This window comes from Rathayibacter tritici, from assembly GCF_001641005.1.
Taxonomy (GTDB): Bacteria; Actinomycetota; Actinomycetes; order Actinomycetales; family Microbacteriaceae; genus Rathayibacter; species Rathayibacter tritici.
Map to the genome: position 1 here is coordinate 3,073,469 of NZ_CP015515.1, position 25,658 is coordinate 3,099,126.

Here is a 25,658-nt window from a genome sequence, read left to right on the forward strand (position 1 = left end):
GCACGGCCTGCCCGCCGAAACGTTGATCGTCTTCTCACCGAATGACGTCCCCTGTCGCGATGACCTGCACCACGGACGCAAACGAGGTCGAATCTGGGGAGAGGTAGCCGACGGCGCCGGTCGACTCATCGGGAGACATGTCGTGCCCGGTCACCGCTCTCGTCCCGTCCCCCTCTGCGGCGGAGATGGTGCGTACGCCGTCAATCATGCGGAGATCTACCCGCGGACCCAGGTTCCCCAGACGTCCCACGCTTGCCCAGACGTCGAAGTCGGCCTCGGTGGCAAAGACCTTGTCGACATTCAGCTCGTCCACGTCAGTATCTCGGCCGACACCCACAGAGCCGTAGGAGACGAAGGCATCGATGCGATGACGCAGGTCGCTACAGGCGTCCACCGTTAACGGTGACGCGTAGGAGTGGGCGAGAACGGTGGTGCTCTCGGGCGGAACGTCCCGGCGCGCGTCGAGGACGCCATCGATGAAGCCGCCTAATCGCGGGGACCCAGAATCGGCCCGCTCGTCGCTCCACACCTCGAGGTTCCCCGGAGCATGGTAGCCGATCCACGAGACGACAGCGAAGGAGCTGTGAGGGTCGATGGAAGCGGCACCGTCGAACAGATCTCTCGCCACCCGGACGTTCTGCTTCATGTCGCCGACCGTCGTGAGCGCTCCCGGCACGTTCACAGTGACGCGGTCCGCCGTATCGAGGTCGCCCAGCGAGATGGCCGCGACCAACGCGCCATCGTCGACACTGAGCCCGACCAACTGCGCACCCTGCCCCGCGGGCCCGGTCGGCAGCTTCTTCGCCTTTTCGTCCGCATCCCTCACCGCCTCTCGCAGCGCACTCATCTGCGCTGTGAACTCGGTCAGCCCGATGCCCTGCCCGCCTCCCAGCCCCAGGGCCAGGTACACCCATTGCGGGTCGCGCTCCGCCGCAGCGAGCACAGCGCGCGAGGCGGCATCGCGGGCGGCGGCCGGCAGCCCGTCGAGATCGGCGAACGCGATCTGCGTCGAGAGCGGAAGACCGGCGACGTCCGCCGGGGTGAGGCCGGACGCCGTCCACGCCGCGAGCACGTCCGGCGAGGCGAGCGCGGGATCGAGGAGCTTCCGTAGCGGACTGGGCAGCCGCCCGAGCGCGCAGGTGCCGATCGTGACATCCGAGAGCAGCCCGCCGCCCGCTCGCTCGAAGGCCTCCGCGACGCGCTCGGCCCAATCGGCGTCCCAGGCGTTCTCGCTAAGGAACGAGACGAAGCCGTCGAGCACATCCATCTGCTCGATGGGCGCCCAGGAGCAGGAGGCGGTGAAGTCGGTCCAGACGCCGCTGAGCCGACTCCAGAGGTCGTGTGCCTCACGGTCGAGCGCACGCGCGACTCCGACGAAACTCCTCAAGCGCACCGGATCGGCCGAGCTTCGACCCGAGGCAGGCGCGCCCTCGGCCGAGTGGGAGCGTCCCTGCGCGCGGAACGACACGCGGATCGGGCGAGGTCGAAGCGGCTCGGAGGAGGGACGGGGATCCGTGATCCTCGCCCATTCGTCCTGCACCGCCTGGGTCGGGTCCCCGGGCACGCGGGCGCGGAGTCGGGCCGTCGCCCGCTCGTACCAGCCGTCGAGATCGTCGCGGCGCCGCTGCTCCTGCGCCGCCTGCTCCGCCATGTGGTCGACCTGATCGGCGAGCGTCCGGAGGGAGGCGATGAGCTCCCTCCGATCATTGGCAGAGGTCTGGCAGGCCCGAGCGAAGAGCTGCTGCGCGATCCCCGCGAAGTCGGTCTCGACATCGACCACCGAAGCCTGCCGTTCGACGCCCTGGCGCCCAAGGTCCTCCGCTGAGCAGCGGAGCCGAGAGGAGAGCACTGCCGCCGTCTCCGCGTGGAACCGCACCTGCACGACTCCTCCTTTCTGCCTCCCACCCGAGGCGTTGTGAGTGAGCGTCACCTTATGGCGGGGCTCGGACGCTCTGCTGCCGCTGGCGCGGAACACCACCTCCGCGAAATCGCCCGGCCGGGAATACCGGGCCTGCCGCGTTCCTTGGCCTCCGTATGCGATCGATCGTCTACTCCCGCACCGGTGACTCCTCCGTCCTCTCCCTCGTCGACCGGGAGGAGCGGGTGCCTGGCCCCGACGAGGTCCGCGTCCGCGTCCTCGCATCGGGTGTGAATCCGACCGACTGGAAGGCGCGCGCTGACGGCGACCTCGCCTTCGACGAGGTGGTACCGAACCAGGACGGCGCCGGCATCGTCGATGCGGTCGGCGAGGACGTCGAGCACCTGGCGGTCGGCGACCGCGTCTGGATGTACCTCTCCGCGCACCGCCGCCCGACCGGCACCGCGCAGGAGTCGACAGTGCTCGCTGCAGAGCACGTCGTGCGCCTGCCCGACGGCATCCGAACCGACATCGCCGCAAGCCTCGGCGTCCCCGCGATGACCGCCCACCGCGCCCTCACCGTGCACGAGCACGGCCCCTCCCGCCTCGCGCCCGGAGCGCTCGCCGGCCGCACCGTCCTGGTCCAGGGCAGCGCCGGCGCCGTCGGCCACGCCGCGATCCAGCTCGCCGTCTGGGCCGGAGCGACCGTGATCGCCACAGTGAGCAGCGACTCCAAGGAGCGCCTCGCTCGGGCGGCCGGCGCGCAGCACGTGCTTCAGTACCCCGACGACGCGCTCGCCGACCGGATCCGCGAACTCGCGCCCGACGGCGTCGAGCACGTGGTCGAGGTGGCCCCCGCGCAGAACGCCGCGCTCGATGTGGAGGTGCTCGCCAACCACGGCAGCATCGGCTACTACGCGAATAACAACGGTGACGAGTTCACCGTCCCGATCGTCGCCAGCTTCGCGAAGAACGCGCGCTGGCAGGGTCTCCTGCTCTACACAGTGGGCGAGGAAGCGTTGCAGTCCGCGGCCGAGGACATCACCGCGGCACTCGTCGACGGCGCGCTGCCGGTGGGCGAGGAGGCGGGTCTGCCGGTGACCTGGTTCCCGTTAGAGGAGACCGCCGCGGCCCACGACGCGGTCGAGCAGGGGGCCACCGGCAAGGTGCTCATCCGCGTCGCCGACTGACCCGGCGCAGGCGCGCTCCCGCGGGTATCCGCCGGGCGCGCGCCTGCAACGGTCGCGCCCGCCGGATCAACCCCGGAGCGGAGGCGAGCCCGGCACGGTCGCGCGATCGGCCAGGCCCGTGACGAGTTCGGCCAGCGCCTCCTCCGCCGTGCGGGTCGGCGACCACCCCAGCTCGGCGCGCGCCCGCTCGGTGGACATCACGGGGACGTTGCCGGCGATGTCGAGCCAGCCCGCGTCGGTGCGCTGCACCCGGAGGTGCCAGGTCGCGGTGACGATTGAGCGGAGGAGCGCGAAGGGCACCGTGACCAGGCGGGCACCGAACGCGCGGGCCAGCCGCTCCGGAGTGAGGACAGGCTCGGCCGCGATGTTGAACGCTCCCCCGGCACGCCGGTCGATCGCGCGCCAGAAGGCATCGGCCACGTCGTCGGCGTGCACCCCCTGGAAGATCACGTTCTTCGGCAGCGGCAGTACCGGAATCCGAATCGCCTTCAGCCACCGCGTGGGGTAGTGCGGGCCCGCGAAGAGCCCGGCGATCTCGGTGGCCGCTCCGCGCTGGAACACCAGCCCCGGCCGCAGGCGCGTGACGATGATCTCGGGGTGCTCCTGCTCGAAAGTATCGAGCTGCCGCTCGTTTGCGGCCTTGTGGCGGCTGTAGGTCGAGGTGTGCAGGCCGCCAGTCGGCCAGTCCTCGTCCACGCGGATCGACTTGGGCGCCGCGCTGTAGGCGCCGACCGAGGAGGCGACCGCGACCTGGCCGACACCCGCAGCGGTAGCGGCCGCGAGCACGGCCGCGGTGCCTCCGACGTCGACCAGCCGCTGGAACGGCTCGTCGTGGCTGGGCTGCAGCGCCCAGGCGAGGTGCACGACGGCGTCGATGCCGACGAAGGCCTCGCGGAGCAGGCGCGGCGCCTCGCTGGAGACGAGATCGACCTCGATCCAGCGCACGTCGCGATACGCCTCGGAGCGGGGCCGCGCTGCGCGGCGCGCGATACCGACGACCTCCTCCACCCCGGCCTCGCCGTGCAGGCGTCGCAGCAGTGCCGTGCCCAGATTGCCCGTCGCTCCGACGATCGCGATCCGCATGTCGTCATCCCTCCGTGGCCGACACCCGCCGACCCCCTGCTCCGAGGCTAGGCAGGGCCGCCGCCGGGAAGGAGCCTCTTGACAGCGCGGGCGGCGAGGCGTCCGGCCGGACAAGTTGTGCCCAGGCGCGGGAGCCCCTTCACCGAGCCTTCACGCGTTCCGCGTGATCAGGTTCTTGCACGCGCCGATCGTGCGCGTCCGGCGCCTCTCGTCCCGAGACCCCGATAGGGTGCGAAAGAGCCCATCCCCGAACAGAACGGCGTCTGCATGACCTCAACCATCGAGCGCCTCCGCGTCAATGATTTCACCGTATTTTCCGACCTCGATCTCCCTCTAGCCAGTGGCATCAATGTCTTCGCTGGCGAGAACGGTGCTGGAAAGTCCCATCTTCTCAAAGCTATGAGCGTTATTCATAAGTGTTTACCAGCCGAGTCGGTAAAGTTCGAGGCGGGTGACGGTGCGAATGAGGTTGGGAAGTTCTGTAAGACGTCCGCGATAGCCGGTCTTGAGGATTTTCCAGTTCTTCCAGTGCGCGATGCATCTTTCGACCGCCGAACGGATGGAGGAGATGTATCGGTTGGCTGTACGTGTGTTGTCATCATTGAGCTGCCCAACGTTTCCTGGACCAGTTGAATAGTTGTCTACGCGGCGAGGTTCTCGGTGATCCATGCCTGCTCGGCTTCGTTCGGGGTCCGATAGTCAAGCCCCGAGTGAAGTCGTTGTTGATTGTAACGCAGTTCGATGTACCGTGTCACGTCGCGGATCGCTTTCTCTCTTGTCGGATATTGAGTGCGATTGCAGCGCTCGTTCTTCAGTGTTCCGTTGAATGATTCGGCCCACGCGTTGTCCCAGCAGACTCCCGTCCGGCCCATCGATTGTCTGATGTCGAGCTTCTTCGCGAGTTTCCCGAAGTCGGCGGAGGTGTAAACGGAGCCGCGGTCGCTGTGGAAGATCGTTTTCGCGGCCCGGTTCGGCTGGTTCCTTGCCGCCATTTCGAGAGCTTCGCTGACGAGTTCGGTACGCATGTGGTCGGCGAGGGCGTACCCGACGACCTTCTTTGAATAGCAGTCGAGGACGGTCGCGAGGTAGACCCATCCTTCCCAGGTGCGGATATAGGTGATATCACCGACCCATTTGCAGCCGGGTCGGTTTGCGGTGAAGTCCCGCTTGACGAGGTCGGGGATGTCAGTCGGATCGCCTGGGGTCGTGGTCACCGGCCGCCAGGGCTTGGGCTGGCAGGGTTCCAGTCCTGCTGCGCGCATGAGCCGGCGGACGGTCTCGTGGGCGACTGGACGGCCCCACCGCGCCAGCTGCGCGGTGATGCGGCGGTAGCCGTAGGTGCCATCGGAGGCCTGAAAGGCTGTTCGGATGAGTTCGGTGATACCTATACGCCATTCAGCGGTTGCGGAGGTCTTGCGATCGCGCCATTCGTAATAGCTAGATCGATTGACGCCGACCGCCTGGCACAGTCCGCGGATTGATAGCGTGCGGCTGGGGTCGCGTTCTTCGCGGCGAATGAGTTCGAGCTTGGCGGCTAGCGGAACTTCTTCGCGAAGAACGCGGATGCTTTTCCCAAAAACAGGTTTTCCTCTTCGAGTTCGCGGACCCGCCGTTCGAGTTCCTTTATTCGCGCCCTGTCCTGAACGGTCAGTTCTTCTTCGCCGCCGGCACTGCTTCGGCGATGCGCAGCCACCCAATTAGTGAGGGTCTGCGGAACCAGTCCGAGCTCTCGAGCGACGTCCGCGACGGATCGCGACCTATCAATCACCTCGCGCACTGCCTCCGCGCGGAACTCCGGAGAATACTTCCCACGGGAACTGGACATCCCGGGCCTTCCTTTCGGTCATCGCGGTAATCCTACCAATTCCGCGGTGGTCCAGAAAGAATGGGGCACCTCACATGTTGTCCGTGGTGAAATTTTTTCCGGGGAGTGACTGCGGTGGTTCCGACGTACGCTGGGTCCGCTATCCACTCGGCATTATCGAGAATCGGTTCCCATCCACACAGGCTGATGGTCGCTCGGTCGTGCCGAGCGCCGGGGGTCGGATCGGACACGCAAAGCAAGTTACCGTTCACGTCCGAGGCAACTTGCACGTTCAGCCCTTGACGGTGTCGCTTCCCGGAGTAGTTCGCTCTCCCCGTCACGGCGCGGTTCCCGGTGGGAACATCGGTGCCGTCGACCAGGACCACTCGGCCCTGGATAGCCGTCTTTAAACACACCCCCGACAAACAGCAGGCCTGCTCGATCAGCGGGACGATCCGCCGATATGCGCGAGAAATCGTGGGCTGCGACACACCGAACATATCCGCGATAGTCGTTTGGTTCACGTTCTGCCGCAATAAGATCAGAGTCATAACGACCTGCTCGCGAATGTTCAGCAGCACCGGGCGTCCCGAAATCTCACCCCTCCCCGTGACAATCTGCCATATCCGACAGATCAGCTCCGTCAATTGCTCCGCATCCAGGCCTGTAGTAGAGTCGTACCGCATCGGCTTCCCGTTCCGAAAATAGCGAGCTTTGGAACTTCTATTCTCCCGAATGGGAAGCCGATGCCTCGGAGCGACACGCCCGAATCAGACCTTATGAATAACGCTCTATGTACTCGGTTCTGTCCGCAGATCAGACGCCGCGCGATTCACTATCGGCAACGTTGGGCAAGCAGCTCGCCGCTAAGCTCGTGAACGTCTTTCGACCAGAGAGCTTAGGGCGCCTTGTGCGTCGACGGGTCGGACGAGGGCGCGCCGGACTCGACCTAAAATTCTCTGGAGACCAGCAACGCGTCTCCTTCTCATTCGCGACCAACTCACAGTCTGAGGTCAATGTTCAACATCGGCTCAGCAAGCCCCTCACAGGAACGCCGGTTTACCTCCCGACTCGTGAGCTGCTGACGATCTATCCTGGTTTCGTCTCGCTTTACGAAAGAACGAGGCTTATGCAAAATACGATTGATCGAGATGGATTTGCGCGTGTCGGTCACGAATAACACCGGCTAATCCGCTTTGATTGAAGAGCAGCCTCTAACAGAAACTCTTCGCAAAGGAACCAGCCGGTGCGCACACAGTCTACTACGGGAATGACGGCCGAGCACTACGCGATCCTCGCCGAACGGATCGAGAACGAGTTCATGTGGCGTCGGCGGCGAGGACGTCCGCGCAGACTTTCCCTCGAGGGAGCATTGCGGGTCACTCTTCTCTATTATCGCCAGAATGTGACCGAGCAGTTGATCGCTGATGTGGTCGGTGTCAGTCAGTCGACCGTGTCGCGAACGATCGCGTCGGTTGAGGCGATGCTCAATGTCGTGATAGACGACGAGTAACCGGACGTCGAGGCCGCGCTCCGCGGGACAACGGCCGTCATCGACGGCACGCTCCTGCCGTGCTGGTCCTGGTCGGACGCGCCAGAGCTGTACTCCGGGAAACACATGACCACGGGGCACAACTGCCAGGTCCTCGCCGATCTCTCCGGTCGGTTGATCCACATTTCGGATCCGATCGCGGGCAAGCATCACGATGCCCACGCGTTTCGAGAAACCGGGTTGGCCGACACCGTTAACCTCTCGAACACGCTGGCCGACAAAGGCTATCAAGGCACCGGAATGGTCACACCAATAAAGAAGAGGCCAAGCGAAGAACATCTGCCAAATTACGCCAAACACCACAATCGCTTCGTGAACACCCACCGCTACGTGATCGAGAGAACAATTGCTAGCATCAAGACCTGGCGGATATTCCACACCGACTACCGGCGGCCACTGCGCACCTTCCGAGATGCCTTCAACGCCGTCCGCGGACTCATCTTTTTCACTCGGCAAAAAACCAATTTTGCATAAGCCTCAACGTCTCTTGAATTCGAAGAGACCTGGCGAGATTCATGCATCCTTCTAGGACTCCCGCTGAGCCGCGGCCCCCGCCAGGAACGCGCGAAAAAACTCCTCGCCCCCCTTGAGGAGTCCCTTGGCGGCAGCGTTGTCGAAGAGGGAGGCCGTTTCTACCTCAAAGTACCTGGTGGAGGAAAATACGAGATGCCGCTGGTGGCGGAGGGGATGCGAAAGTTAGCGATGCTCGCGAGGCTCATCGCCAATGGGACTTTATTCGACAGCGGCTTCCTTTTTTGGGATGAACCGGAAGCTAATCTCAATCCTCGAGTTCTTCGGCATGTGGCCCGCACCATCTCACAGCTCGCGCGGTCTGGAGTCCAGGTCTTCGTCGGAACGCACAGCCTCTACCTGATGAAAGAACTCGAAATTTTGAAGCGAAACGAGGCTGCGGACTTCCCCCCGATGCAATTTGTCACACTCTCCCCTGGAGAGGATGGGGTCAGAACCACAGTGGGCCAAATATCTAGAAGAACTAGAGCACTTAGCCAGTCTCGATGAGTCACTTGCTCAATCGGACCGCTACCTCGACGCCGTGACCGAAGCATGAATCTCGACGTCGACGGCGCTAGCTTCTTATTCCCAAGCAATTGGGATGTCCTCAAGTACGACGACTCCGATTTTTTTCGAAAGGTTTTCGTTCGCACTCACGATGGGATAAAGGCAATCGACCTGGTGGCCATTCAGCGGGACCTCGACGGCGCGGTCATCCGCTTGGTTCTCATCGAAGAGCGTTATTCATAAGGTCTGACTCGGGCGTGTCGTTCCGAGGCATCGGCTTCCCATTCGGGAGAATAGAAGTTCCAAAGCTCGCTATTTTCGGAACGGGAAGCCGATGCGGTACGACTCTACTACAGGCCTGGATGCGGAGCAATTGACGGAGCTGATCTGTCGGATATGGCAGATTGTCGCGGGGAGGGGTGAGATTTCGGGACGCCCGGTGCTGCTGAACATTCGCGAGCAGGTCGTTATGACTTTGATCTTATTGCGGCAGAACGTGAACCAAGCGACTATCGCGGATATGTTCGGTGTGTCGCAGCCCACGATTTCTCGCGCATATCGGCGGATCGTCCCGCTGATCGAGCAGGCCTGCTGTTTGTCGGGGGTGTGTTTAAAGACGGCTATCCAGGGCCGAGTGGTCCTGGTCGACGGCACCGATGTTCCCACCGGGAACCGCGCCGTGACGGGGAGAGCGAACTACTCCGGGAAGCGACACCGTCAAGGGCTGAACGTGCAAGTTGCCTCGGACGTGAACGGTAACTTGCTCTGCGTGTCCGATCCGACCCCCGGCGCTCGGCACGACCGAGCGACCATCAGCCTGTGTGGATGGGAACCGATTCTCGATAATGCCGAGTGGATAGCGGACCCAGCGTACGTCGGAACCACCGCAGTCACTCCCCGGAAAAAATTTCACCACGGACAACATGATGACAACACACGTACAGCCAACCGATACATCTCCTCCATCCGTTCGGCGGTCGAAAGATGCATCGCGCACTGGAAGAACTGGAAAATCCTCAAGACTGAGGTGCCCCATTCTTTCTGGACCACCGCGGAATTGGTAGGATTACCGCGATGACCGAAAGGAAGGCCCGGGATGTCCAGTTCCCGTGGGAAGTATTCTCCGGAGTTCCGCGCGGAGGCAGTGCGCGAGGTGATTGATAGGTCGCGATCCGTCGCGGACGTCGCTCGAGAGCTCGGACTGGTTCCGCAGACCCTCACTAATTGGGTGGCTGCGCATCGCCGAAGCAGTGCCGGCGGCGAAGAAGAACTGACCGTTCAGGACAGGGCGCGAATAAAGGAACTCGAACGGCGGGTCCGCGAACTCGAAGAGGAAAACCTGTTTTTGGGAAAAGCATCCGCGTTCTTCGCGAAGAAGTTCCGCTAGCCGCCAAGCTCGAACTCATTCGCCGCGAAGAACGCGACCCCAGCCGCACGCTATCAATCCGCGGACTGTGCCAGGCGGTCGGCGTCAATCGATCTAGCTATTACGAATGGCGCGATCGCAAGACCTCCGCAACCGCTGAATGGCGTATAGGTATCACCGAACTCATCCGAACAGCCTTTCAGGCCTCCGATGGCACCTACGGCTACCGCCGCATCACCGCGCAGCTGGCGCGGTGGGGCCGTCCAGTCGCCCACGAGACCGTCCGCCGGCTCATGCGCGCAGCAGGACTGGAACCCTGCCAGCCCAAGCCCTGGCGGCCGGTGACCACGACCCCAGGCGATCCGACTGACATCCCCGACCTCGTCAAGCGGGACTTCACCGCAAACCGACCCGGCTGCAAATGGGTCGGTGATATCACCTATATCCGCACCTGGGAAGGATGGGTCTACCTCGCGACCGTCCTCGACTGCTATTCAAAGAAGGTCGTCGGGTACGCCCTCGCCGACCACATGCGTACCGAACTCGTCAGCGAAGCTCTCGAAATGGCGGCAAGGAACCAGCCGAACCGGGCCGCGAAAACGATCTTCCACAGCGACCGCGGCTCCGTTTACACCTCCGCCGACTTCGGGAAACTCGCGAAGAAGCTCGACATCAGACAATCGATGGGCCGGACGGGAGTCTGCTGGGACAACGCGTGGGCCGAATCATTCAACGGAACACTGAAGAACGAGCGCTGCAATCGCACTCAATGAGGCTTATGCAAAATTGGCTTCTTGCCGAGTGAAGAAGATGAGTCCACGGACGGCGTTGAAGGCGTCTCGGAAGGTGCGCAGTGATCGCCGGTAGTCGGCGTGGAGTATCTGCCAGGTCTTGATGTGAGCGATTGTTCTCTCGATCACGTATCGGTGGGTATTCACGAAGCGATTGTGTTGTTTCGCGTGATCTGGCAAATGTTCTCCGCCTGGCTGCTTTTTTATCGGTGTGACCATTCCAATGCCTTGGTAGGCTCGGTCGGCCAGCGTGTTCGAGAGGTTGAGGGTGTCGGCTAACCCGGTTTCTCGAAACGCGAGGGCATCGTGGTGCTTGCCCGCGATAGGATCCGAAATGTGGACCAACCGACCGGAGAGACCCGCGAGGACCTGGCAGTTGTGCCCGGTGGTCTCGTGTTTCCCGGAGTTCAGCTCGGGCGCGTCTGCCCAGGACCAGCACGGGAGGAGCGTGCCGTCGATGACGGCCGTCGTCTCGCGGAGCGCGGCGTCGACGTCCGGCGGCTCGTCGTCGACAACGACATTGAGCATCGCCTCAACCACCGCGATCGTTCGCGGCACGGTCGACTGACTGATGCCGACCACATCAGCGATCAACTGCTCGGTGACATTCTGGCGATAGTAGAGGACAGTGATCTGCAGTGCCCCGGCGAGCGAGAGTGTGCGTGGCCGTCCTCGACGCCGATTCCACGTGAACTCGTTCTCGATCCGTTCGGCGAGGATCGCCTAGTGCTCGGCCGTCATTCCCGTAGTAGTCTGTGTGTGCACCGGCTGGTTCCTTTGCGAAGAGTTTCTGTCGAAGGTTGCTCTTCAAGCACAGCGGACCAGCCGGTGTTAACCGTGAACGACACGCACGAATCCATGTCGATCAATCGGATTTTGCATAAGCCTCCTTATATGCGTCGACATGCGTCCCTCGCGTCCATCCGGGCGACGCTCTCCGGCTCTAATATGATCCCGAGCGAGCGTGCGGCTCGGCAGTCGCTGGCAGTCACCATTCTCGTGCAGGAGGGCCATGAAGCGGCGCGACGGCATATTGAAGCGGAACTCGCGAAGATCGCGGGGAACGACGATCCGTCCCTTAAATACGATCGTGAGTTCGCCTATAAGTTCCTCGCATATCTCGACCGGACCGTCTGATGGCCCGAACCCCCGGCGCCTGACGAGGCGTCCAAGCCTCCATCGAAGCCCTCCAAGCCCGCGGCGACACCCTCGTCGAAACCGAGATCACGCTCATCGTCGACGGAGTCCGAACACGCGTCGACATCCTGGCTATGACACCATCCGGGGAGCTGTACTTCATCGAAGCCAAGAACGGTCGCCACGCTAAACTCACAAAGAACCAAGAATTCGCCTACCCCCTCATTGAAGCCGGCGGAAGCGCAATACCGGTCGGCCGGAAAGCAAAGCGAGCCGGCCTGCAGCTCGGGGAGCCCTTAGGTGAGATGGTAGTGCGAGTAGATCCGTGGGATATCGGTTAGGAGAATAAGTTGTCATTTCATACAGAAGTTGAAAAGGCTTGCATTCGCAAGCTGGAGGAAGCGGGGTTTAGAAAAACGAAGGTTGACGCTCGAGTGCTCGATGATCGGTTTGCACCGATCACGTCCGACAGAGCCTGTCAAGTTGTGTGTGTAAGTGCGTGGTCCTCGGGGGTTTAGAGGTAGCGGTGGATTCGTTCGGGAAACGCGATCGAGAGCTGCTCGAGAGCCTTCTTCCAATTCGTGACGACTTGTCCTTCGACGAGGCGTCCCTCAGCTCGACGTTCGGCGGCGGGGCGTCCTCGGTCGCGGGCTCGGTCGCGGGCGCGTTTGTCTTCGATGTCGCAGATCGCGAGCCAGAGCAGCTTGATCACGGCCGCGTCGTTGGGGAAGTGTCCGCGGTTCTTCGTGACTTTGCGCAGCTGGAAGTTCAGCGACTCGATCGCGTTGGTCGTATAGATCACCCGGCGCACCTCGGGCGGGAACGCGAGGAACGGCGTGAACCGCTCCCACGCGCTCTCGAACACCGCTGCCGCGTGCGGGTTCGCGCGCCCCAGCTCTGACGTCGTGAACGCCTCCAGCGCGGTCCTGGCGGCGTCCGCGGTCGGCGCTTGATAGACCGGCTTCAATGCGGCGGCGACGGCCTTGCGCTGCCCGTAGGCGACGAACCGCACGGCATTGCGGATCAGGTGCACGACGCAGGTCTGGACCATCGAGTCCGGCCAGGTCGCCTCGATCGCTTCCGGGAACCCCGTCAGCCCGTCGCAGCAGACGATGAGCACGTCACGGACGCCGCGGTTCGCGAGTTCCGCGCAGACCGACGCCCAGAACTTCGCGCCCTCGGCCTGCTGGACCCAGATCCCGAGAACATGCTTGATGCCGTCCATGTCAACGCCGACCGCGAGGTGCGCGGCCTTGTTGCGCACGTGCCCGCCGTCGCGGACCTTCACGATCAGAGCGTCGAGGTAGATCACCGGATAGAACGCCTCCAACGGCCGCGACTGCCAGGCGAGGACCTCGTCGGAGATCTCATCGACGATCTTCGAGATCGTCTCGCGCGAGAGCTCCGTGCCCACCGTCGCGGCGAGGTGATGCTCGATATCGCGGACAGTCATCCCACCGGCATACAGCGACACGATCATCTCGTCCAACTGCGACAACCGCCGGCTGCCCGTCGGGACCAGCCGAGGCGTGAACGTTCCCTTGCGATCCCGCGGGATCCGCAGCTCAACGTCGCCGACGTTCGTGGCGACGGTCTTCGGGAACGACCCGTTCCGGGAGTTCTCGTGAAACGCCGCGTCCGGGTCGCCCTTCTCGTATCCGACGTGCTCGGTCAGCTCCGTCTGCAACCCCCGCTCGAGCCCGGACTTGATCAGCTGCTGGATCAGCCCTCCAGCGCCCTCCAACTCGATCTCGCCCGCGTCGATCTTCGCGAACAGGTCATCCATCACGCCCGACTCGACCAAACGCGCAGCGCCCGCCTCCTGGGTCCTGCGCCGCGCTTCACGTGACACCCTATCGATAGCCAACAGAGTCATTCCTTCCATCAGGAGGCCCACTCCTTACACACACCATCAGACACGCTCGTCCGACATGGGATTTGTGCGCGCCCCAGCCGACGCACTCGCCCGCACCTACTCCGACTGGGCAGGAAAAGACGGCATCGTCAATACTATGACCGGACTGCCGGGCGGCTTGTCTGAATCGGCCCCATTCATGGAACCGTTAGAATTCGGGTCGCCCCGCAAATTTCTCGTCGTCGAAACAGCGAACCCTGAATGGAGCGCCTTCGTAGACAATGGGGCGCAGGGGACCGACCCTGTTGGGCCCGCGCTGGTGTTGGGTCAGAGATTGCGGACAGATTCCCTTTATATCAGTTGCATACCCGAATGTGCACGTGGCGATAACAGAGCTCCACTGGGAGCTCGCACGTTCGCCGTGAACCAGCCAGACCCGAATCCAGCTGCCAGCCTTGCGAAGACAATCCGAGTGATAGAGCTGACGCAGGACAGTCGGTGGGAGTTTCACACGTCCGGTGACCCACTACCGTTCGAGGACGTTTCCGCGTACACGAACCGCCGCATCGTGGACCGGTTCACTCCCGAGATGCTCGCCGCCTACTGCGCGGCCTACGGCTTACGCCCCTTCGATGACGACTTCTTCCCCGGACCGTCCTACCTCATCGAACGAGAGCGGAAACGCTCCCCCTTAGCCCGGGTGTCCCCATCGGAGACGTTCGCGCAAGCGCAGGCGCGCCTGGGCATCATCCCCCGCAACGACTAGCAGAAAGAGACCCGCTCATGACCGACACCCCCGCGCAACCCCCGGAGGACGAAGGGGTCACCGACCGCGACCTGCTCCAGGCCACCCTCCCCCTGACCATCACCGAAGCTGTCCCGCACTACCCCACCGCCACCCTCACCGGCCCCGACTGGCGGCTGGATCTCGACTGCGACTGGGCCCTCACCACCCCAGCGGGGCGCGTCACCGGCGAACACCCCCGCGATGCGTTCACCACCGCATTCGCCGGCCTCACCGGACGCACCATCGCCCGCATCGACTGCGAAGCCGACGCCTACGACCCCGTCCTCACCCTCGACAACGGCTCCACCCTCGAAATCCTCGGCGGGAAAGACAACGACCCCTGGCACTGGAGCATCGGCGACACCGTCGACCTCGAAGGCCCCGACATCAACACCCACGACGACTTCCTCGCCGGCAACTGGAACTACCTCCCCGACGAATGACCGACGCCTTTCAGCCACCGGCCGGACGTACAGTACACAGATGCCGACAAAGTCCGCCGTTATGTAGAATGGGATACAACCGCCTCGGGTCGAGGGCCGGATCATGCGGCAAGATTGAGAGCGAATGACCCGGACGGTGTCATCGAACTACGAATAGTGGACTGAGAAGAGGAACGCATTATGGTTGATGCTCGAGTGCTCGGTGACAAGTTCGCGCCCATCACGTCACGGATGGGATTCGTGCGCGCTCCCGCTGCTACTGTCGCCCTAACCTATTACGAATGGGATCACGACGAGAACTCACGCGACACGATCACCGAGGTAACGGGCGGGATATCCGAGGCGGCGCCTCTGATGGAACCCCTGGAATTTGGATCGCCACATAAGTTTCTCGTAGTAGGCACGGCCAACCCGGAATGGAGCGCATTCGTGAAGAACGGGGCGCAGGGCACCGACCCGAGTGGCTCCACCAAAGTACTAGGGCAGCGACTAAACACCGATTCCCTCTACATCAGCTGCATACCCTCATGCCCGCCTGGAGACGAACGCGCCAGACTCGGCGCTCGTCAGTTTGTCGTTCACCGTCCAGACCCGGACCCTTCTGCGGGTCTCGCGAAGACGATACGGGTAATCGAATTGACGCAGGACAGTCGCTGGACCTTTCACACCTCCGGCGACCCTTTACCCTTCGAGGACGTCGCCGCTTACACCAACCGTCGTATCGCCGACCGGTTCACCCCAGAGATGCTTGCCGACTATTGCGCCGCCTACGGCCTGCGTCCTTTCGATGACGACTTCTTCCCCGGCCCCTCCTACGTCATCGAACGAGAACAAACAATTTCGCCCTTAGCCCGGGTACGCCCGTCGGAGACGTTCGCGCAAGCGCAAGCCCGCCTGGGCATCGTGCCGCGCGACGACACCCCACAGCGGACGGACGACGAGCGGAGACAAGAATGAGTGAAGGAGTTGATAATGATGGATGCCCGAGTGCTCAGTGACCGGTTCGCGCCCATCACCTCCGACATGGGATTCGTGCGCGCTCCCGCCGCTGATGTAGTGCGCAGCTACTGCGAATGGGGTCTTGAATACGGGAGGCCGCGCACGGTCACCGAAGTGCCCGGCGGTCTGGCCGATGCAGGCTCCTTAATGGAGCCCCTTGATTACGGGCCGACGAGCAGGTTCCTTGTGGTCGGCACAGCCCATCCGGAATGGAGCGCATTTGTGGACAATGGAGCCCAGGGTACCGATCCGGGCAGTCCGACGAAAGTCTTGAGGCAGCGATTGAACACCGATTCCCTTTACATCACTTGCATACCTGCGTGCCCGCCTGGAGACGAACGCGCCCGGCTAGGGGCGCGCAAGTTCGTCGTTCACCGTCCGGATCCCAGCCCGGCCGCGGGGCTCGCGGAGATCATCAGGATGGTCGCTGTCATCCAGGACAGTCGCTGGACCTTCCACACCTCCGGCGACCCCCTACCCTTCGAGGACGTCTCTGCTTACACGAACCGTCGTATCGCGGACCGGTTCACTCCCGACATGCTTGCCGACTATTGCGCCGCCTACGGCCTGCGCCCTTCCGATAACGACTTCTTCCCAGGCCCCTCCTACCTCCTCGAACGAGTGCAAAAGGCGAAGCAGATAGCCGAACCTGAAACGTTCGCGCAAGCGCAAGCCCGCTTGGGAATCGTGCCGCGTGACGATAACCAGAAGGAGAACAAGCCGTGACCGACGACATCACTAGCGAGCACACCCCGGACGATGAGGGCGTCACCGACCGTGATCTTCTGCACGCCGCTCTCCCTCTGACCATCATCGAGGCAATCCCGCACCACCCAACGGCGACCCTCGTCGGCCCCGACTGGCGCCTGGATCTCGACTGCGACTGGGCCCTCACCACTCTCGCGGGGCGCGTCACCGGCGAACACCCCCGCGATGCTTTCACCACCGCATTCGCCGGCCTCACCGGACGCACCATCGTCCGCATCGACTGCGAAGCCGACGCCTACGACCCCGTCCTCACGCTCGACGACGGCTCCACCCTCGAAATCCTCGGCGGGAAAGACAACGACCCCTGGCACTGGAGCATCGGCGACACCGTCGACCTCGAAGGCCCCGACATCAACACCCACGACGACTTCCTCGCCGGCAACTGGAACTACCTCCCCGACGAATGACCGACGCCTTTCAGCCGTTGCGGCCGTTCATGTAGTCGGCGGTGCTCGTCTGGTTCGCGGGAAGGTAACGCCACCCGATGGTCTGCAGCTGCTCCCGAGTCACCGCGCGGCGGGTAACGGAGTAGGGGAAGTAGCGTTCAACGGCGACACTGTCTGCGTCGTCCTCGGGGATGCGCGCTTCCAGACGCACCACCAGGTAGTTCGGCTCGTCGTCCTCGACGGTCATCGCGGACGCGAAGTGGCCCGCCTCATCCTCGGTGAAGTCCCTCAGCCGCGCCTGAACCACCAGCGGTTCGTCCGGGTCGCGGATGTCGGCGGGGGTCAGCCCCTGTGCTGCATGGAGGCACCCAGCAGCAGGTTCAGCAGGCGCAGGATTGAGGTCTTGCCGACGTCATTCGCACCGATCACGACGAGATGATCGCGGACCGCGACGTCGAGATTCTGCAACACGGCGTGACCGGCGATGGAGAAATGCGTGAGTTTCATGACGCTCCGGCCGGCTGTCGAGGCAGCGGGTGGTGGACGGTCGTTGGGGCAGCCGCAGTGCGGGGTGCGGAGGCTTCGACTTTACGGGCGACTCTGCTCCTCGATGCATGGGGCTGATGTAGAGCTGCTCGAGCCGAGCCAGCGCAGCCCCGTCGCCTTCTACTGCCGCCGCCACTACTCCCTCTCCGGTGGCAGCGTCAGCCCGACATCAACCGCGCGGAGGTCGCGCGCGTCCGCGCGCTGCACGGCTCGGTAGACCGTCGCGCGGGCGATTTTGAACTCCGCCGCGAGCTCGCCGACGGTGGAGTTGCCCGCGCGGTACTCCGCGACCAGGTGCGCCTCGATCTTCGGTGGGAGCTTCGGCTGCCGGCCGCGCAGGCGCCCCTTCGCCTTGGCGACCTTCATCCCTTCGCGGGTGCGCGCCCGAATGAGGTCCCCCTCGAACTCCGCGACCATCGCGAGGACGTTGAACAGCAGCCGACCCACCGGGTCCTCCGGGTCGTGCACCGATCCCCCGATACTCAGCTTCACGCCACGTCGCGTCAGCTCGTCGACGATGTCGCGAGCGTCCGTGATCGAGCGGGCGAGCCGGTCGAGCTTCGTCACGAACAGCGTCGACCCGGAGTCGCACGCCGCCAGCGCTTCGCGCAGCGCCGGCCGGTCCCGGTTGCTGCCCGTCAGGCCCGCGTCGACGTAGATCCGGTCTGCCGACACGCCGGTGGCCGCGAGGGAGTCGCGCTGCGCCTGTGCGTCCTGCTTGTCGGTCGAGACCCGGGCGTACCCGACGAGAAGAGCCATGCCGCCGGTGTCTCAGTAGAGACCCCCTCCGCGGGCACTTCATCGGGCGGGTCTATCGAGACACCCTGAGGCCCGACGCGGAGCGACCTCGAACTCGAGGCCGCGATGTCTCATTGGAGTATCGCTGCTCGGCGCGGGCGCATTGACGAACGTCACGAGCGCCGCAGTGATGCGTCCGCCACCGCTCAAAACCGTCGATGTCTCGCTACATCCCTGCGCTCTCGCGGGCCGCGTGAGCCTGCTGGTGACGGTAGAGGCTCGCACGGCTCCACCCGACGAGACGGGCCGCATCCTCCGCCGTGCGCCCGCGAGCTCGCGCGTCCGCAGCGATCGCGAGCTTGTCCGCGACCACTGCAGGATCCGACAGGGGCCGGCCGAAGCGCGTTCCGCTCGCACGAGCGGCGGCGATGCCGGCGTTGACGCGCTCGACGATGAATTCCCGCTCGTACTCCGCGAGCGTGGCGAGCATGTTCAGCATCAACCGGCCCGTCGACGTCGACGGGTCGATGCCGTCGGAGATCGACCTGACCTGCACCCCGCGCTCACGTAGCAGGTTCACGGTGTTGAGGACATCGATCAGCGACCTGCCGAGACGGTCCACTCGCCAGACGACGACGGTGTCCCCGTCCTCGGCGTACTCGAGCAGCTTCGTCATCCCACGTCGCTCGATCGCGGCCTTGCTCCCGGACGTCACATCCGCGAACACGTCGCGCTTCTGCACGCCGGCCGCGACGAGCGCGTCGACCTGCAACTGCTCATCCTGACTCGACGTACTCACACGCGTATAACCAAGAAGTCTCACGAACCCAGTCTGACTCGGAAAGTCCCTGCGAGCACCCTCCTGAGACGAAGTACCACGAGACGAGTTGTTGAGACAGTGGGACTTCCGCCGTTCCGGCCGAGGCCGACCTCAGAACGGCCATCGACGGGCTGTCTCAGAAAGCTAATGTTTTCCAAGACACCTACCGTCGCTTCGACGAGGTCGCCCGTACGAGCATGATGGTTGTTCAAGGATCAGGAGGCACCGATGGTGTGGAAACGACGTCAGCACGAAGAGACACACGCAGTGCTCCCGCCGGATGTGTGGGTCGTGCAGCACGATGAATCGCCGAACAACACGATCCTTGGCGTCTTCGCATCGGAAGCTGAAGCGGCCACCTTCGCTGAGGAGGTTCAGCACCGCTTCCCTAAAGGGGTCATCTACGCGAAGTTCACGCTCGGATACCGATACGACAGTGGTCCTGGTTACGTCACATTCGGACCCGACGACACGGGAGAATGAGCGGCGCGGGGGCTGGAGCGGCCCCGCGCCGCTTGGGTGCTAATGAGTACCGCACGCGAGGTTCGCTTCCTCGTACGCCGATGCAGTCCCCGTCGTGCCCGTAGGGAACGTGCCGGTGCTCCTGACGATCATCCGGAAAGTCGTCTGACGAAGGTCATCGCACTTGCGAATCGGGGATGTCTGTTCGAGACGCCCCTGGCCCACATTGACCGAGGTGAAAGGGCCCGCCACTTTTTGCAGCCCCCACCACACCGTCTTGTACAGATCAGTGGTCTGAGAGATCTGCGCCATGATCACCGTGCACTGCGTGGCAGGATGCCCACCAACGGCACCGTATGGGAACTCTCCCCCTGAAGCACGCTTGTAGACGTTGCCGGTGTTGATGCTGCAAGCCTGCCCGTTTGCAGCTGCGATCGGTGTATCGGCTCGTGCCACGCTCGCAGTGCTCGCCGGTGAATCTGTGAACGTGACCGATGAATCGGTGCTGACTTCGGCGGCTTCTTCCCACGTGAGGTCATCCGGTCCGGGGGCCGCAACGGCCGCGTCGTACATGGGTGCATCTTCGGGTGCGCCGTCCGCGAGAGGCGACGAAGCAACAGCATCACTGGTCGGAGTCGCCGCTATGGCAGGCGTCACGGTCAGCAACGAGGCAGTGATGAGAGCGCACGTGGCGGCGGACGTTGCAACGATACGAGCAGAGCGATTGGTCATGGTTCTCTTTCTTCCCATTACGCCGCGGCCACCCCTCGTAGCCGACACATGCGCACGGCCTGTCTACTTCCATCCTCGGCGCCATCGCATCCCCCCGAAGGCTGACCCGAGAACAACTGTCTGTCCCGACGCCCGCGCCGAGCCCGCGACCTCACCGCCGGCCCGAAACTCTCCATGCAGTGGACTTCGAACAGAAGCGCAGCCGACTACGGAAACCGACACGCGGTGTCATTCCCCACGCTCGTCTACACAACTCTTTGCTTCGCGGCGGCACTCGTGCAGACGACCGTGAACGTCTAGCCGCTCAAGGTCGCCTGCACCACCGACGCGACCGCGGCGAGCCTGTCCCGTAAGGGCATCCCCATACGGGACGGTAGCGAGTTACCCATACGACCGTCCCGGCAGTGGTGCTGCCGCCGGACCTCGGCCGATGGGCATTCGTTTGGCGGACATGGACTGCCAACGGTCTGATCGGAGTCGTGACCGCGGACGGTACCGACGCGGGCTTCCTTAATCGCGCGCTGACCTCGATGATCGACTCATGACTACACGTGAAACTGGCTCAGCCGCATCATGGGTGCGAGCCGCGCTGCAGGTAAACCCGTACTGCTACCAGGGTGCGCACACGCCCTCGATCTCCTTTACGAGCGAAGCGGAGTATAACTCAGCGCTCACGACGGCATGTCTGCAGGAGCGCATCGAGGCGATCGCGATTACGGATCACTGGGCGATCGAGGGCTCGGTCGGGCTCATCGGCGCCGCGCAGGAAGCGGGTATCGAGGTTTTCCCCGGGTTCGAGGCAACGAGCTCCGAGGGGGTGCACGTATTGGTGATCTTCCCTGCTGGCACATCGACGTCGCACATCACGGCGATGATCGGCACGTGCGGCGGTGTTCCCGGCAAGCGCGGCTCCGGCACGGTGTCGTTTCATGAGCTCTTCGCTCGGGCTGGTGACGACGTCCTCCTGATCCCAGCGCACGCCAACGTCGGAACGGGGCTGTTCGGGCGGCTGGCCGGTCAGCAGCTGGAGCGTGCAGTCACCGAACCGGCACTGTCTGCTGTCGGGGTGTCACCGGGGCTGCCTTCAGCGCCGCGGCAGCAGGAGATCGAGAAGGGATCCGGGCCGTTCGCCCGAGATCATCCGTTGGCGTTCATCCACGCTGATGACGTTTGTGATCCGGCTGTGCTCGCTAGGCCCGGCGGCTCAAGCTGGTTCAAGCTCAGCAAAATCGACCTCGCCAACCTCAAGATGGCGCTGCGCGCCCCTGACACGCGGGTCACCATTGAGGACCCGGGTGAGCGTTCCGGAGCGCGGATCCGTGAAATCCGATTTGAGGGTGGGTTTCTTGACGAGGTCGTGTTGCCGCTGTCCGAGGAACTCACCGCGATCATCGGGGGTCGTGGAACGGGCAAGAGCACGATCGTGGAGAGCATCCGCTTCGCCCTGGACGTGCCGCCTCGGGGACGGCTCGCCAAGGAAGAGCATGCCCGGATGGTTGAGCATGTTCTCGGCGCCGGCGCTGTGGTCACCGTGGTCGTCGACGTCCGCTCTCCGACACCAAACACCTATACAGTGCGCCGGGCCGCCGACGCGCGGCCTGAAGTGACCGACGCTGCCGGGAACAGCATTTCGATTCGCCCTCTCGACGTGATCAACGATGTCGAGATCTTCGGCCAGCACGAACTCGCAGAGTTGGCGTACGACCCGGTCGAAGTCGCACGCATGCTTGCGCGCTTCGCAGGACAGCGTGAGCACGACGCCGAGTTGGAAGAGACGCATCGGCTCTTGGTCGAGAACCGTCACGAACTCGCTCGCGCCGAACAAGCGCTCGCCCGCCTCGACGGGCAGCTGCAGAAGCTGCCGCAGCTACAGGCACAGAAGGACCGCTACGACGAAGCCGGCACTGCCGACCGACTGAAAGCAGTCGACGAACTCGCCGCCGACGGGCAACGCTTCACCGAAGCGCAGAGGGTGGTCGGCGACGTACGAGCGGCCGTGCAGCAACTCGCTGCCGAGAAGCTCAGCGACCGTCTCGCCCTCTGGGATCAGGCAGCAGCCGGACGGCCGGCGCAGCACACCCATGAGGCCACCGAGGCTGCGCTCACGCAGCTCGGCGAAACCCTAGCCTCCGGCGTCACCGCCCTGCTGCAAGCCGCGGACGACGCCGAGCAAACCATCACTGCGCAGGCCGCCCTCTGGCAGACCACCACGGCGGCCGCGCGCGAAGAGAACCGCGTCGTTCTCCGGACCTTGCAGGACGAGGGTTATGAACCATCGAAGTACCTTGAGGCATCCCGTGCGCTAACCAGACTGACGCAAACCAGCACCAGGCACGCGACGGCACTGGAAAAGGTGCGCGTTCTCCGGGCCGACCGGGCGACGCTGCTTGGCGCCCTCAATGGCCACCGTGCGCGTCTACACACTGCGTTCCTGGCTACAGTCCGCCATGCGACCACTGCCACCAGCGGCGATGTCGTGGTCAAGCCCGCCCGAAACCTCGAGCGCGGCCCACTCCTCAATGTCCTTCGGACACACATCGACGGGCGCGCCGACCAAATTCGGACCGCCTTCGAGGCCGAGAGTTTCTCGGCTACCGACTTCATCGATACAGCCCGCACCACCCCCACGGCGTTGAAAACCAAATACGCCCTCACGGACGCGCAAACGCGCAAGATCACCGACGCTGGCGAAGATTTCCTCCGGGAGCTTGAGGAAATCACCCTCCCCGATGCGGTTGCGGTACAACTGAACGTCGCTCCTGAAGCCGAGCAGCGCGAGTACCGGGCCCTGGAGGACCTCTCCCGCGGGCAAAAAGCGACCGCACTGCTCCTACTGTTGCTCAGCGCCGCGGAGACGCCGCTGATCATTGACCAACCTGAGGACGATCTCGATAACCGTTTCATTTACCGCGGCATCGTGCGTCGCATCCGGAAGCTGAAGAATAAGCGGCAGCTGATCATGACGACCCACAACGCCAATATCCCGGTCCTCGGCGACGCCGAACTGCTGATCGCATTGGAGAGCGAGAAGAATCGCGGCAGACCGATCGCGGACGGCGTCGGTTCCATCGACTCCGAGAAAGTGCAACGCATCGCCGAGGACATCCTCGAGGGCGGTCACGAGGCGTTCCTGCAGCGGCGACACCGCTACGGCTACTAGCACGCAGGAGCAGCCGCCCACCAAAGACTCCTCTACGAGGGTTCCCGTCGGCTGTGACGAACAGAGCACATCCGACGGGAACCACGGTGACCCTCATGGCGCCGTGGAGCCCTAGCCCTGCCGCCCGGCCAACCGTCCCTAACGGGACGGCCGCCCAGGGGCCCTGGGGGAGGGTAGAGCTGGCTTGGTGAGAGCGGAGGATCGAAGTCATACCTCCCGGCGTCGGTACTCGTTGCTATGTTTTCGCGATGAGTGGATGCACAGCACCGCGAAGGGGCCATCGAACGGCGAGCGGTGCGGCCGCGTGTCCCGTCCACGGCGGGCGCGAGTACGGGTTTGGGTCCTACTCACCACCGCGACCCACCTACACGCCGTCGGCCTACACGTGGAGCGGTGGTGGCAGCGGTGGTGGCTCAAGCAGCAGTGGTGGCTCGGTTAGAGCACGGCCGAGCTGGTCGCCGAGCAATTCCTCCGTCTCGTACACGACCGAGCAGGTGAAGGCGTTGACCCCGGTGCGCCGCACCGTCGAGCTGCGCGCACGTCAGCTGCCTGAACTCCGAGACGTGTTCCTCTGCCACGCCTGGGACGATCGCCGCGGAGTCGCCACCGAGCTGCACGACCTGCTCGAGGCAGAGGGCGTCTCGGTGTGGTTCAGCGAGAAGGACATCGTGCTCGGCCAGCCGTTCCTTCGAGAGATTGACAGGGGCCTTGCCAAGTCGCGTACCGGCATCGTTCTCGTGACCCCTCCGCTGCTCAAGCGCGTGGACCACGCCGGAGTATCCGACAAGGAGCTGTCGGCACTTCTCGCTCGGGACTGGCTGATTCCGGTCGTCCACGAGACGACGTTTGACGACCTCCGAAACGTCAGCCCGCTGCTCGGTTCCCGGAACGGCTTGGACACGGCAGAGGACTCGATGGCTGTCGTTGCAGCGAAGCTCGCCGAGCTCGTCACCGTAGACGACGACTGAAGCACCGACCGCTCACCAACGTTCGAGCTTCTCATTAGTGCCCGCCATCTCCGATAACTGACCGTATGTCAGTTCTGGGACTGATGCCGACTCGGGTTGCACATTGCGTGCGTAGCCGGACGCTCGGCGTCCCGCTGATCGATCCCCTAACGGGACGCCCCAGCGAGTAGACGACGTCCGCCGTCGACTGTCGATACCCTCGCGATGTGGAGATCGACGAGGGCGCACGACGCAAAGGGCTGGTGCGTGAGTTTTCGGAGGTCGAGGACCGCGCGAAGTGGAGCGCTCAGGGCCAGTTCGAGCAGGCGAAAGGCTGGCAGAAGTTCAATCTGTGGCTCGGATCACTATCGGCCGCATCCGCTGCCGTGTCAGGAGCTCTCGTTCTTGCGCCGTCCGGGCTGGACATCATTGGCGGCGTGCTCGCTCTCTTCGCAGCCGCGGGGGGTGCGGTGATGACCGTAGTCAACGCTTCCCAGCGTGCGACCGGTGCGACCACCGCCGCTAACGCCTACCTCGAAATTCAGAACGCCGCACGCCGAGCCCGGCTGGTCGACGCACCGTGGGCGGACCTCGAGAAGAGCCGGGCTGTCCTGGAAGGCCTGACCGAGCGCATAGACGAGCAGAACCGGTCGGCCGAGCCTATCTCCCGTCGCGCCTACAGAAAGGCAGGGCGCAACATCAAGGCTGGCGGGCAGACGACGGATCTCGAGGGGCTCACCACGAATGCCTGAACGCACGATCGAGACCGCCTTCGAGGTCTTGCTGTCGCAGAACATCCCGACGGCGGCTGAACGTTCCGCAGCAGCCCGGCACCGCGCCTCCATCGAGAACTCCCTCTCACAGCTGGAGAACTTCGGCCTGCGGGAAACGGGGTCGTTCAGTCACGGAACGGCGGTACGAGGCCACTCGGACGTAGACGTGCTCGTGAGCCTCGGGGGAGGCCAGCCTGCAAGCTCAGACACGGCGATGAATCGGGTGCGGAACGCTCTCAAGCAGTCGTTCCCCTTCACGCCAGTTCGCGTCAGCCGGCCAGCTGTCGTCGTCGACTTCGCAGGCGGTGACGAGCGGTGGGAGGTGATCCCTGGCTACTACCTTCGCGCGTCGGGCGACTACAGCGTCTACAGCATCCCCGCTCCGGGTGGAGGGTGGATGGAGAGCGCGCCGTCTGCGCATCTCACGTACGTGACGGACGC

At 63.9% G+C, this 25,658-nt stretch carries 29 protein-coding genes and 2 pseudogenes; 19 read left to right on the forward strand and 12 right to left on the reverse strand.

Annotation, left to right across the window (positions count from 1 at the left end):
* Positions 1–34: 34 nt before the first annotated feature.
* Entirely contained in the window at positions 35–1,876 is a 1,842-nt protein-coding gene (locus A6122_RS14000) for an alpha/beta hydrolase (protein WP_157593824.1), read from the reverse strand.
* A 158-nt stretch (positions 1,877–2,034) separates the two neighbouring features.
* Here A6122_RS14000 and A6122_RS14005 point away from each other — a divergent pair, with 158 nt between their 5' ends.
* The gene (locus tag A6122_RS14005; RefSeq protein ID WP_068256116.1) at positions 2,035–3,048 is read left to right on the forward strand and encodes an NADPH:quinone reductase; all 1,014 of its coding nucleotides are present in this window, start codon (positions 2,035–2,037) and stop codon (positions 3,046–3,048) included.
* A gap of 66 nt (positions 3,049–3,114) precedes the next feature.
* Here the strand turns inward: A6122_RS14005 and A6122_RS14010 are convergent, their stop codons facing one another.
* Complete coding sequence (locus A6122_RS14010; protein ID WP_068256119.1) at positions 3,115–4,131, reverse strand: NAD-dependent epimerase/dehydratase family protein; 1,017 nt, start codon at positions 4,129–4,131, stop codon at positions 3,115–3,117.
* A gap of 267 nt (positions 4,132–4,398) precedes the next feature.
* Here A6122_RS14010 and A6122_RS17780 point away from each other — a divergent pair.
* A pseudogene (locus A6122_RS17780) lies at positions 4,399–4,524 on the forward strand (AAA family ATPase); the annotation flags it as partial.
* A gap of 27 nt (positions 4,525–4,551) precedes the next feature.
* Here the strand turns inward: A6122_RS17780 and A6122_RS17155 are convergent.
* The 3 genes from A6122_RS17155 to A6122_RS16120 all read right to left on the reverse strand — a co-directional run bounded on the left by A6122_RS17155 (position 4,552) and on the right by A6122_RS16120 (position 6,621).
* Positions 4,552–4,800 carry a transposase family protein gene (locus tag A6122_RS17155; RefSeq protein WP_084416082.1) on the reverse strand — a complete coding sequence of 83 codons (249 nt, stop codon included), beginning with the start codon at positions 4,798–4,800 and terminating at the stop codon, positions 4,552–4,554.
* A protein-coding gene (locus A6122_RS14015; protein WP_157593825.1) for an IS3 family transposase occupies positions 4,773–5,956 on the reverse strand; the annotation gives its coding sequence in 2 pieces (ribosomal slippage) (positions 4,773–5,704 and positions 5,704–5,956; 1,185 coding nt in all). The genes A6122_RS17155 and A6122_RS14015 overlap by 28 nt, the downstream gene beginning before the upstream one ends.
* A 32-nt stretch (positions 5,957–5,988) precedes the next feature.
* Positions 5,989–6,621 (reverse strand): transposase family protein, encoded by a 633-nt coding sequence (locus A6122_RS16120; RefSeq protein ID WP_084416083.1) that lies wholly within the window; start codon positions 6,619–6,621, stop codon positions 5,989–5,991.
* A gap of 584 nt (positions 6,622–7,205) precedes the next feature.
* Between A6122_RS16120 and A6122_RS14020 the strand changes: the two genes are divergently transcribed.
* From A6122_RS14020 to A6122_RS17045, 6 genes are all read left to right on the forward strand, one after another.
* Positions 7,206–7,448, forward strand: coding sequence for a helix-turn-helix domain-containing protein (locus tag A6122_RS14020; protein WP_068250191.1), 243 nt, complete (start codon positions 7,206–7,208; stop codon positions 7,446–7,448).
* Between the two features lie 87 nt (positions 7,449–7,535).
* Positions 7,536–7,961 carry a transposase family protein gene (locus A6122_RS16125; RefSeq protein WP_237358291.1) on the forward strand — a complete coding sequence of 142 codons (426 nt, stop codon included), beginning with the start codon at positions 7,536–7,538 and terminating at the stop codon, positions 7,959–7,961.
* A gap of 63 nt (positions 7,962–8,024) precedes the next feature.
* The gene (locus A6122_RS17785; RefSeq protein WP_418320021.1) at positions 8,025–8,507 is read left to right on the forward strand and encodes an AAA family ATPase; all 483 of its coding nucleotides are present in this window, start codon (positions 8,025–8,027) and stop codon (positions 8,505–8,507) included.
* 334 nt (positions 8,508–8,841) lie between these two features.
* Positions 8,842–9,585, forward strand: a complete 744-nt coding sequence (locus A6122_RS16135) for a transposase family protein (RefSeq protein ID WP_084416085.1) — start codon at positions 8,842–8,844, stop codon at positions 9,583–9,585.
* A gap of 18 nt (positions 9,586–9,603) precedes the next feature.
* Positions 9,604–9,894: a transposase gene (locus A6122_RS16140; protein ID WP_084415695.1), complete on the forward strand. Its 291-nt coding sequence runs from the start codon at positions 9,604–9,606 to the stop codon at positions 9,892–9,894.
* Between the two features lie 56 nt (positions 9,895–9,950).
* Entirely contained in the window at positions 9,951–10,646 is a 696-nt protein-coding gene (locus A6122_RS17045; protein ID WP_237358292.1) for an IS3 family transposase, read from the forward strand.
* A 3-nt stretch (positions 10,647–10,649) separates the two neighbouring features.
* Here the strand turns inward: A6122_RS17045 and A6122_RS14035 are convergent, their stop codons facing one another.
* Positions 10,650–11,258 (reverse strand): transposase family protein, encoded by a 609-nt coding sequence (locus A6122_RS14035; protein WP_146085129.1) that lies wholly within the window; start codon positions 11,256–11,258, stop codon positions 10,650–10,652.
* A 243-nt stretch (positions 11,259–11,501) separates the two neighbouring features.
* Here A6122_RS14035 and A6122_RS14040 point away from each other — a divergent pair, with 243 nt between their 5' ends.
* Positions 11,502–11,801, forward strand: a complete 300-nt coding sequence (locus A6122_RS14040) for a hypothetical protein (protein ID WP_146085130.1) — start codon at positions 11,502–11,504, stop codon at positions 11,799–11,801.
* A 514-nt stretch (positions 11,802–12,315) separates the two neighbouring features.
* Here the strand turns inward: A6122_RS14040 and A6122_RS14045 are convergent.
* The gene (locus tag A6122_RS14045; protein ID WP_418320007.1) at positions 12,316–13,587 is read right to left on the reverse strand and encodes an IS256 family transposase; all 1,272 of its coding nucleotides are present in this window, start codon (positions 13,585–13,587) and stop codon (positions 12,316–12,318) included.
* Positions 13,588–14,224: 637 nt separating this feature from the next.
* Between A6122_RS14045 and A6122_RS14050 the strand changes: the two genes are divergently transcribed.
* The 5 genes from A6122_RS14050 (at position 14,225) to A6122_RS14070 (ending at position 17,060) form a co-directional block, all read left to right on the forward strand.
* Positions 14,225–14,422: a hypothetical protein gene (locus tag A6122_RS14050; protein WP_146085122.1), complete on the forward strand. Its 198-nt coding sequence runs from the start codon at positions 14,225–14,227 to the stop codon at positions 14,420–14,422.
* A gap of 17 nt (positions 14,423–14,439) precedes the next feature.
* Positions 14,440–14,886 carry a hypothetical protein gene (locus A6122_RS14055; protein WP_068256135.1) on the forward strand — a complete coding sequence of 149 codons (447 nt, stop codon included), beginning with the start codon at positions 14,440–14,442 and terminating at the stop codon, positions 14,884–14,886.
* A 180-nt stretch (positions 14,887–15,066) separates the two neighbouring features.
* Positions 15,067–15,843 carry a hypothetical protein gene (locus tag A6122_RS16780; RefSeq protein ID WP_146085121.1) on the forward strand — a complete coding sequence of 259 codons (777 nt, stop codon included), beginning with the start codon at positions 15,067–15,069 and terminating at the stop codon, positions 15,841–15,843.
* A gap of 15 nt (positions 15,844–15,858) precedes the next feature.
* Positions 15,859–16,611: a hypothetical protein gene (locus A6122_RS14065; protein WP_146085120.1), complete on the forward strand. Its 753-nt coding sequence runs from the start codon at positions 15,859–15,861 to the stop codon at positions 16,609–16,611.
* Positions 16,608–17,060: a hypothetical protein gene (locus A6122_RS14070; RefSeq protein ID WP_068256143.1), complete on the forward strand. Its 453-nt coding sequence runs from the start codon at positions 16,608–16,610 to the stop codon at positions 17,058–17,060. The genes A6122_RS14065 and A6122_RS14070 overlap by 4 nt, the downstream gene beginning before the upstream one ends.
* 10 nt (positions 17,061–17,070) lie before the next feature.
* On the opposite strand, the gene A6122_RS14075 is transcribed toward A6122_RS14070, so the two are convergent.
* From A6122_RS14075 to A6122_RS14085, 4 genes are all read right to left on the reverse strand, one after another.
* Positions 17,071–17,346, reverse strand: a complete 276-nt coding sequence (locus A6122_RS14075; RefSeq protein ID WP_068256146.1) for a hypothetical protein — start codon at positions 17,344–17,346, stop codon at positions 17,071–17,073.
* Between the two features lie 35 nt (positions 17,347–17,381).
* Positions 17,382–17,546 carry an AAA family ATPase gene (locus A6122_RS16785; protein ID WP_146085119.1) on the reverse strand — a complete coding sequence of 55 codons (165 nt, stop codon included), beginning with the start codon at positions 17,544–17,546 and terminating at the stop codon, positions 17,382–17,384.
* 174 nt (positions 17,547–17,720) lie between these two features.
* Entirely contained in the window at positions 17,721–18,344 is a 624-nt protein-coding gene (locus A6122_RS14080; protein WP_068256148.1) for a recombinase family protein, read from the reverse strand.
* 205 nt (positions 18,345–18,549) lie between these two features.
* Positions 18,550–19,146, reverse strand: a complete 597-nt coding sequence (locus A6122_RS14085; protein ID WP_068256151.1) for a recombinase family protein — start codon at positions 19,144–19,146, stop codon at positions 18,550–18,552.
* A gap of 201 nt (positions 19,147–19,347) precedes the next feature.
* On the opposite strand from A6122_RS14085, the gene A6122_RS14090 reads away from it, so the two are divergent.
* Positions 19,348–19,626 carry a hypothetical protein gene (locus A6122_RS14090; RefSeq protein ID WP_237358198.1) on the forward strand — a complete coding sequence of 93 codons (279 nt, stop codon included), beginning with the start codon at positions 19,348–19,350 and terminating at the stop codon, positions 19,624–19,626.
* A 39-nt stretch (positions 19,627–19,665) separates the two neighbouring features.
* Here A6122_RS14090 and A6122_RS16790 read toward each other — a convergent pair whose 3' ends face one another.
* Positions 19,666–20,337 (reverse strand): hypothetical protein, encoded by a 672-nt coding sequence (locus tag A6122_RS16790; protein ID WP_157593826.1) that lies wholly within the window; start codon positions 20,335–20,337, stop codon positions 19,666–19,668.
* Positions 20,338–20,878: 541 nt separating this feature from the next.
* Between A6122_RS16790 and A6122_RS14100 the strand changes: the two genes are divergently transcribed.
* From A6122_RS14100 to A6122_RS17790, 4 genes and pseudogenes are all read left to right on the forward strand, one after another.
* Positions 20,879–23,497, forward strand: coding sequence for a TrlF family AAA-like ATPase (locus A6122_RS14100; RefSeq protein WP_068256156.1), 2,619 nt, complete (start codon positions 20,879–20,881; stop codon positions 23,495–23,497).
* A gap of 494 nt (positions 23,498–23,991) precedes the next feature.
* A complete protein-coding gene (locus A6122_RS14105) occupies positions 23,992–24,465 on the forward strand; it encodes a toll/interleukin-1 receptor domain-containing protein (protein ID WP_237358199.1) in 474 nt (157 codons plus the stop codon).
* Positions 24,466–24,671: 206 nt separating this feature from the next.
* Positions 24,672–25,196: an SLATT domain-containing protein gene (locus A6122_RS14110; RefSeq protein WP_068256162.1), complete on the forward strand. Its 525-nt coding sequence runs from the start codon at positions 24,672–24,674 to the stop codon at positions 25,194–25,196.
* A pseudogene (locus A6122_RS17790) lies at positions 25,189–25,650 on the forward strand (nucleotidyltransferase domain-containing protein); the annotation flags it as partial. The gene A6122_RS14110 and the pseudogene A6122_RS17790, both read left to right, overlap by 8 nt.
* Positions 25,651–25,658 lie beyond the last annotated feature (8 nt).

Bases quoted from the DNA above. Each gene is read 5' to 3' on its own strand.
- A6122_RS14010 (WP_068256119.1), bottom strand. From the start codon at position 4,131: ATGCGGATCGCGATCGTCGGAGCGACGGGCAATCTGGGCACGGCACTG.
- A6122_RS14065 (WP_146085120.1), top strand. From the start codon at position 15,859: ATGATGGATGCCCGAGTGCTCAGTGACCGGTTCGCGCCCATCACCTCC.
- A6122_RS14005 (WP_068256116.1), top strand. From the start codon at position 2,035: ATGCGATCGATCGTCTACTCCCGCACCGGTGACTCCTCCGTCCTCTCC.
- A6122_RS16135 (WP_084416085.1), top strand. From the start codon at position 8,842: ATGCGGTACGACTCTACTACAGGCCTGGATGCGGAGCAATTGACGGAG.
- A6122_RS16780 (WP_146085121.1), top strand. From the start codon at position 15,067: ATGGTTGATGCTCGAGTGCTCGGTGACAAGTTCGCGCCCATCACGTCA.
- A6122_RS17155 (WP_084416082.1), bottom strand. From the start codon at position 4,800: ATGGATCACCGAGAACCTCGCCGCGTAGACAACTATTCAACTGGTCCA.
- A6122_RS14045 (WP_418320007.1), bottom strand. From the start codon at position 13,587: ATGGATGACCTGTTCGCGAAGATCGACGCGGGCGAGATCGAGTTGGAG.
- A6122_RS14020 (WP_068250191.1), top strand. From the start codon at position 7,206: ATGACGGCCGAGCACTACGCGATCCTCGCCGAACGGATCGAGAACGAG.
- A6122_RS14100 (WP_068256156.1), top strand. From the start codon at position 20,879: ATGACTACACGTGAAACTGGCTCAGCCGCATCATGGGTGCGAGCCGCG.
- A6122_RS14055 (WP_068256135.1), top strand. From the start codon at position 14,440: ATGACCGACACCCCCGCGCAACCCCCGGAGGACGAAGGGGTCACCGAC.
- A6122_RS16120 (WP_084416083.1), bottom strand. From the start codon at position 6,621: ATGCGGTACGACTCTACTACAGGCCTGGATGCGGAGCAATTGACGGAG.
- A6122_RS16790 (WP_157593826.1), bottom strand. From the start codon at position 20,337: ATGACCAATCGCTCTGCTCGTATCGTTGCAACGTCCGCCGCCACGTGC.
- A6122_RS14080 (WP_068256148.1), bottom strand. From the start codon at position 18,344: ATGGCTCTTCTCGTCGGGTACGCCCGGGTCTCGACCGACAAGCAGGAC.
- A6122_RS16785 (WP_146085119.1), bottom strand. From the start codon at position 17,546: ATGAAACTCACGCATTTCTCCATCGCCGGTCACGCCGTGTTGCAGAAT.
- A6122_RS16140 (WP_084415695.1), top strand. From the start codon at position 9,604: ATGTCCAGTTCCCGTGGGAAGTATTCTCCGGAGTTCCGCGCGGAGGCA.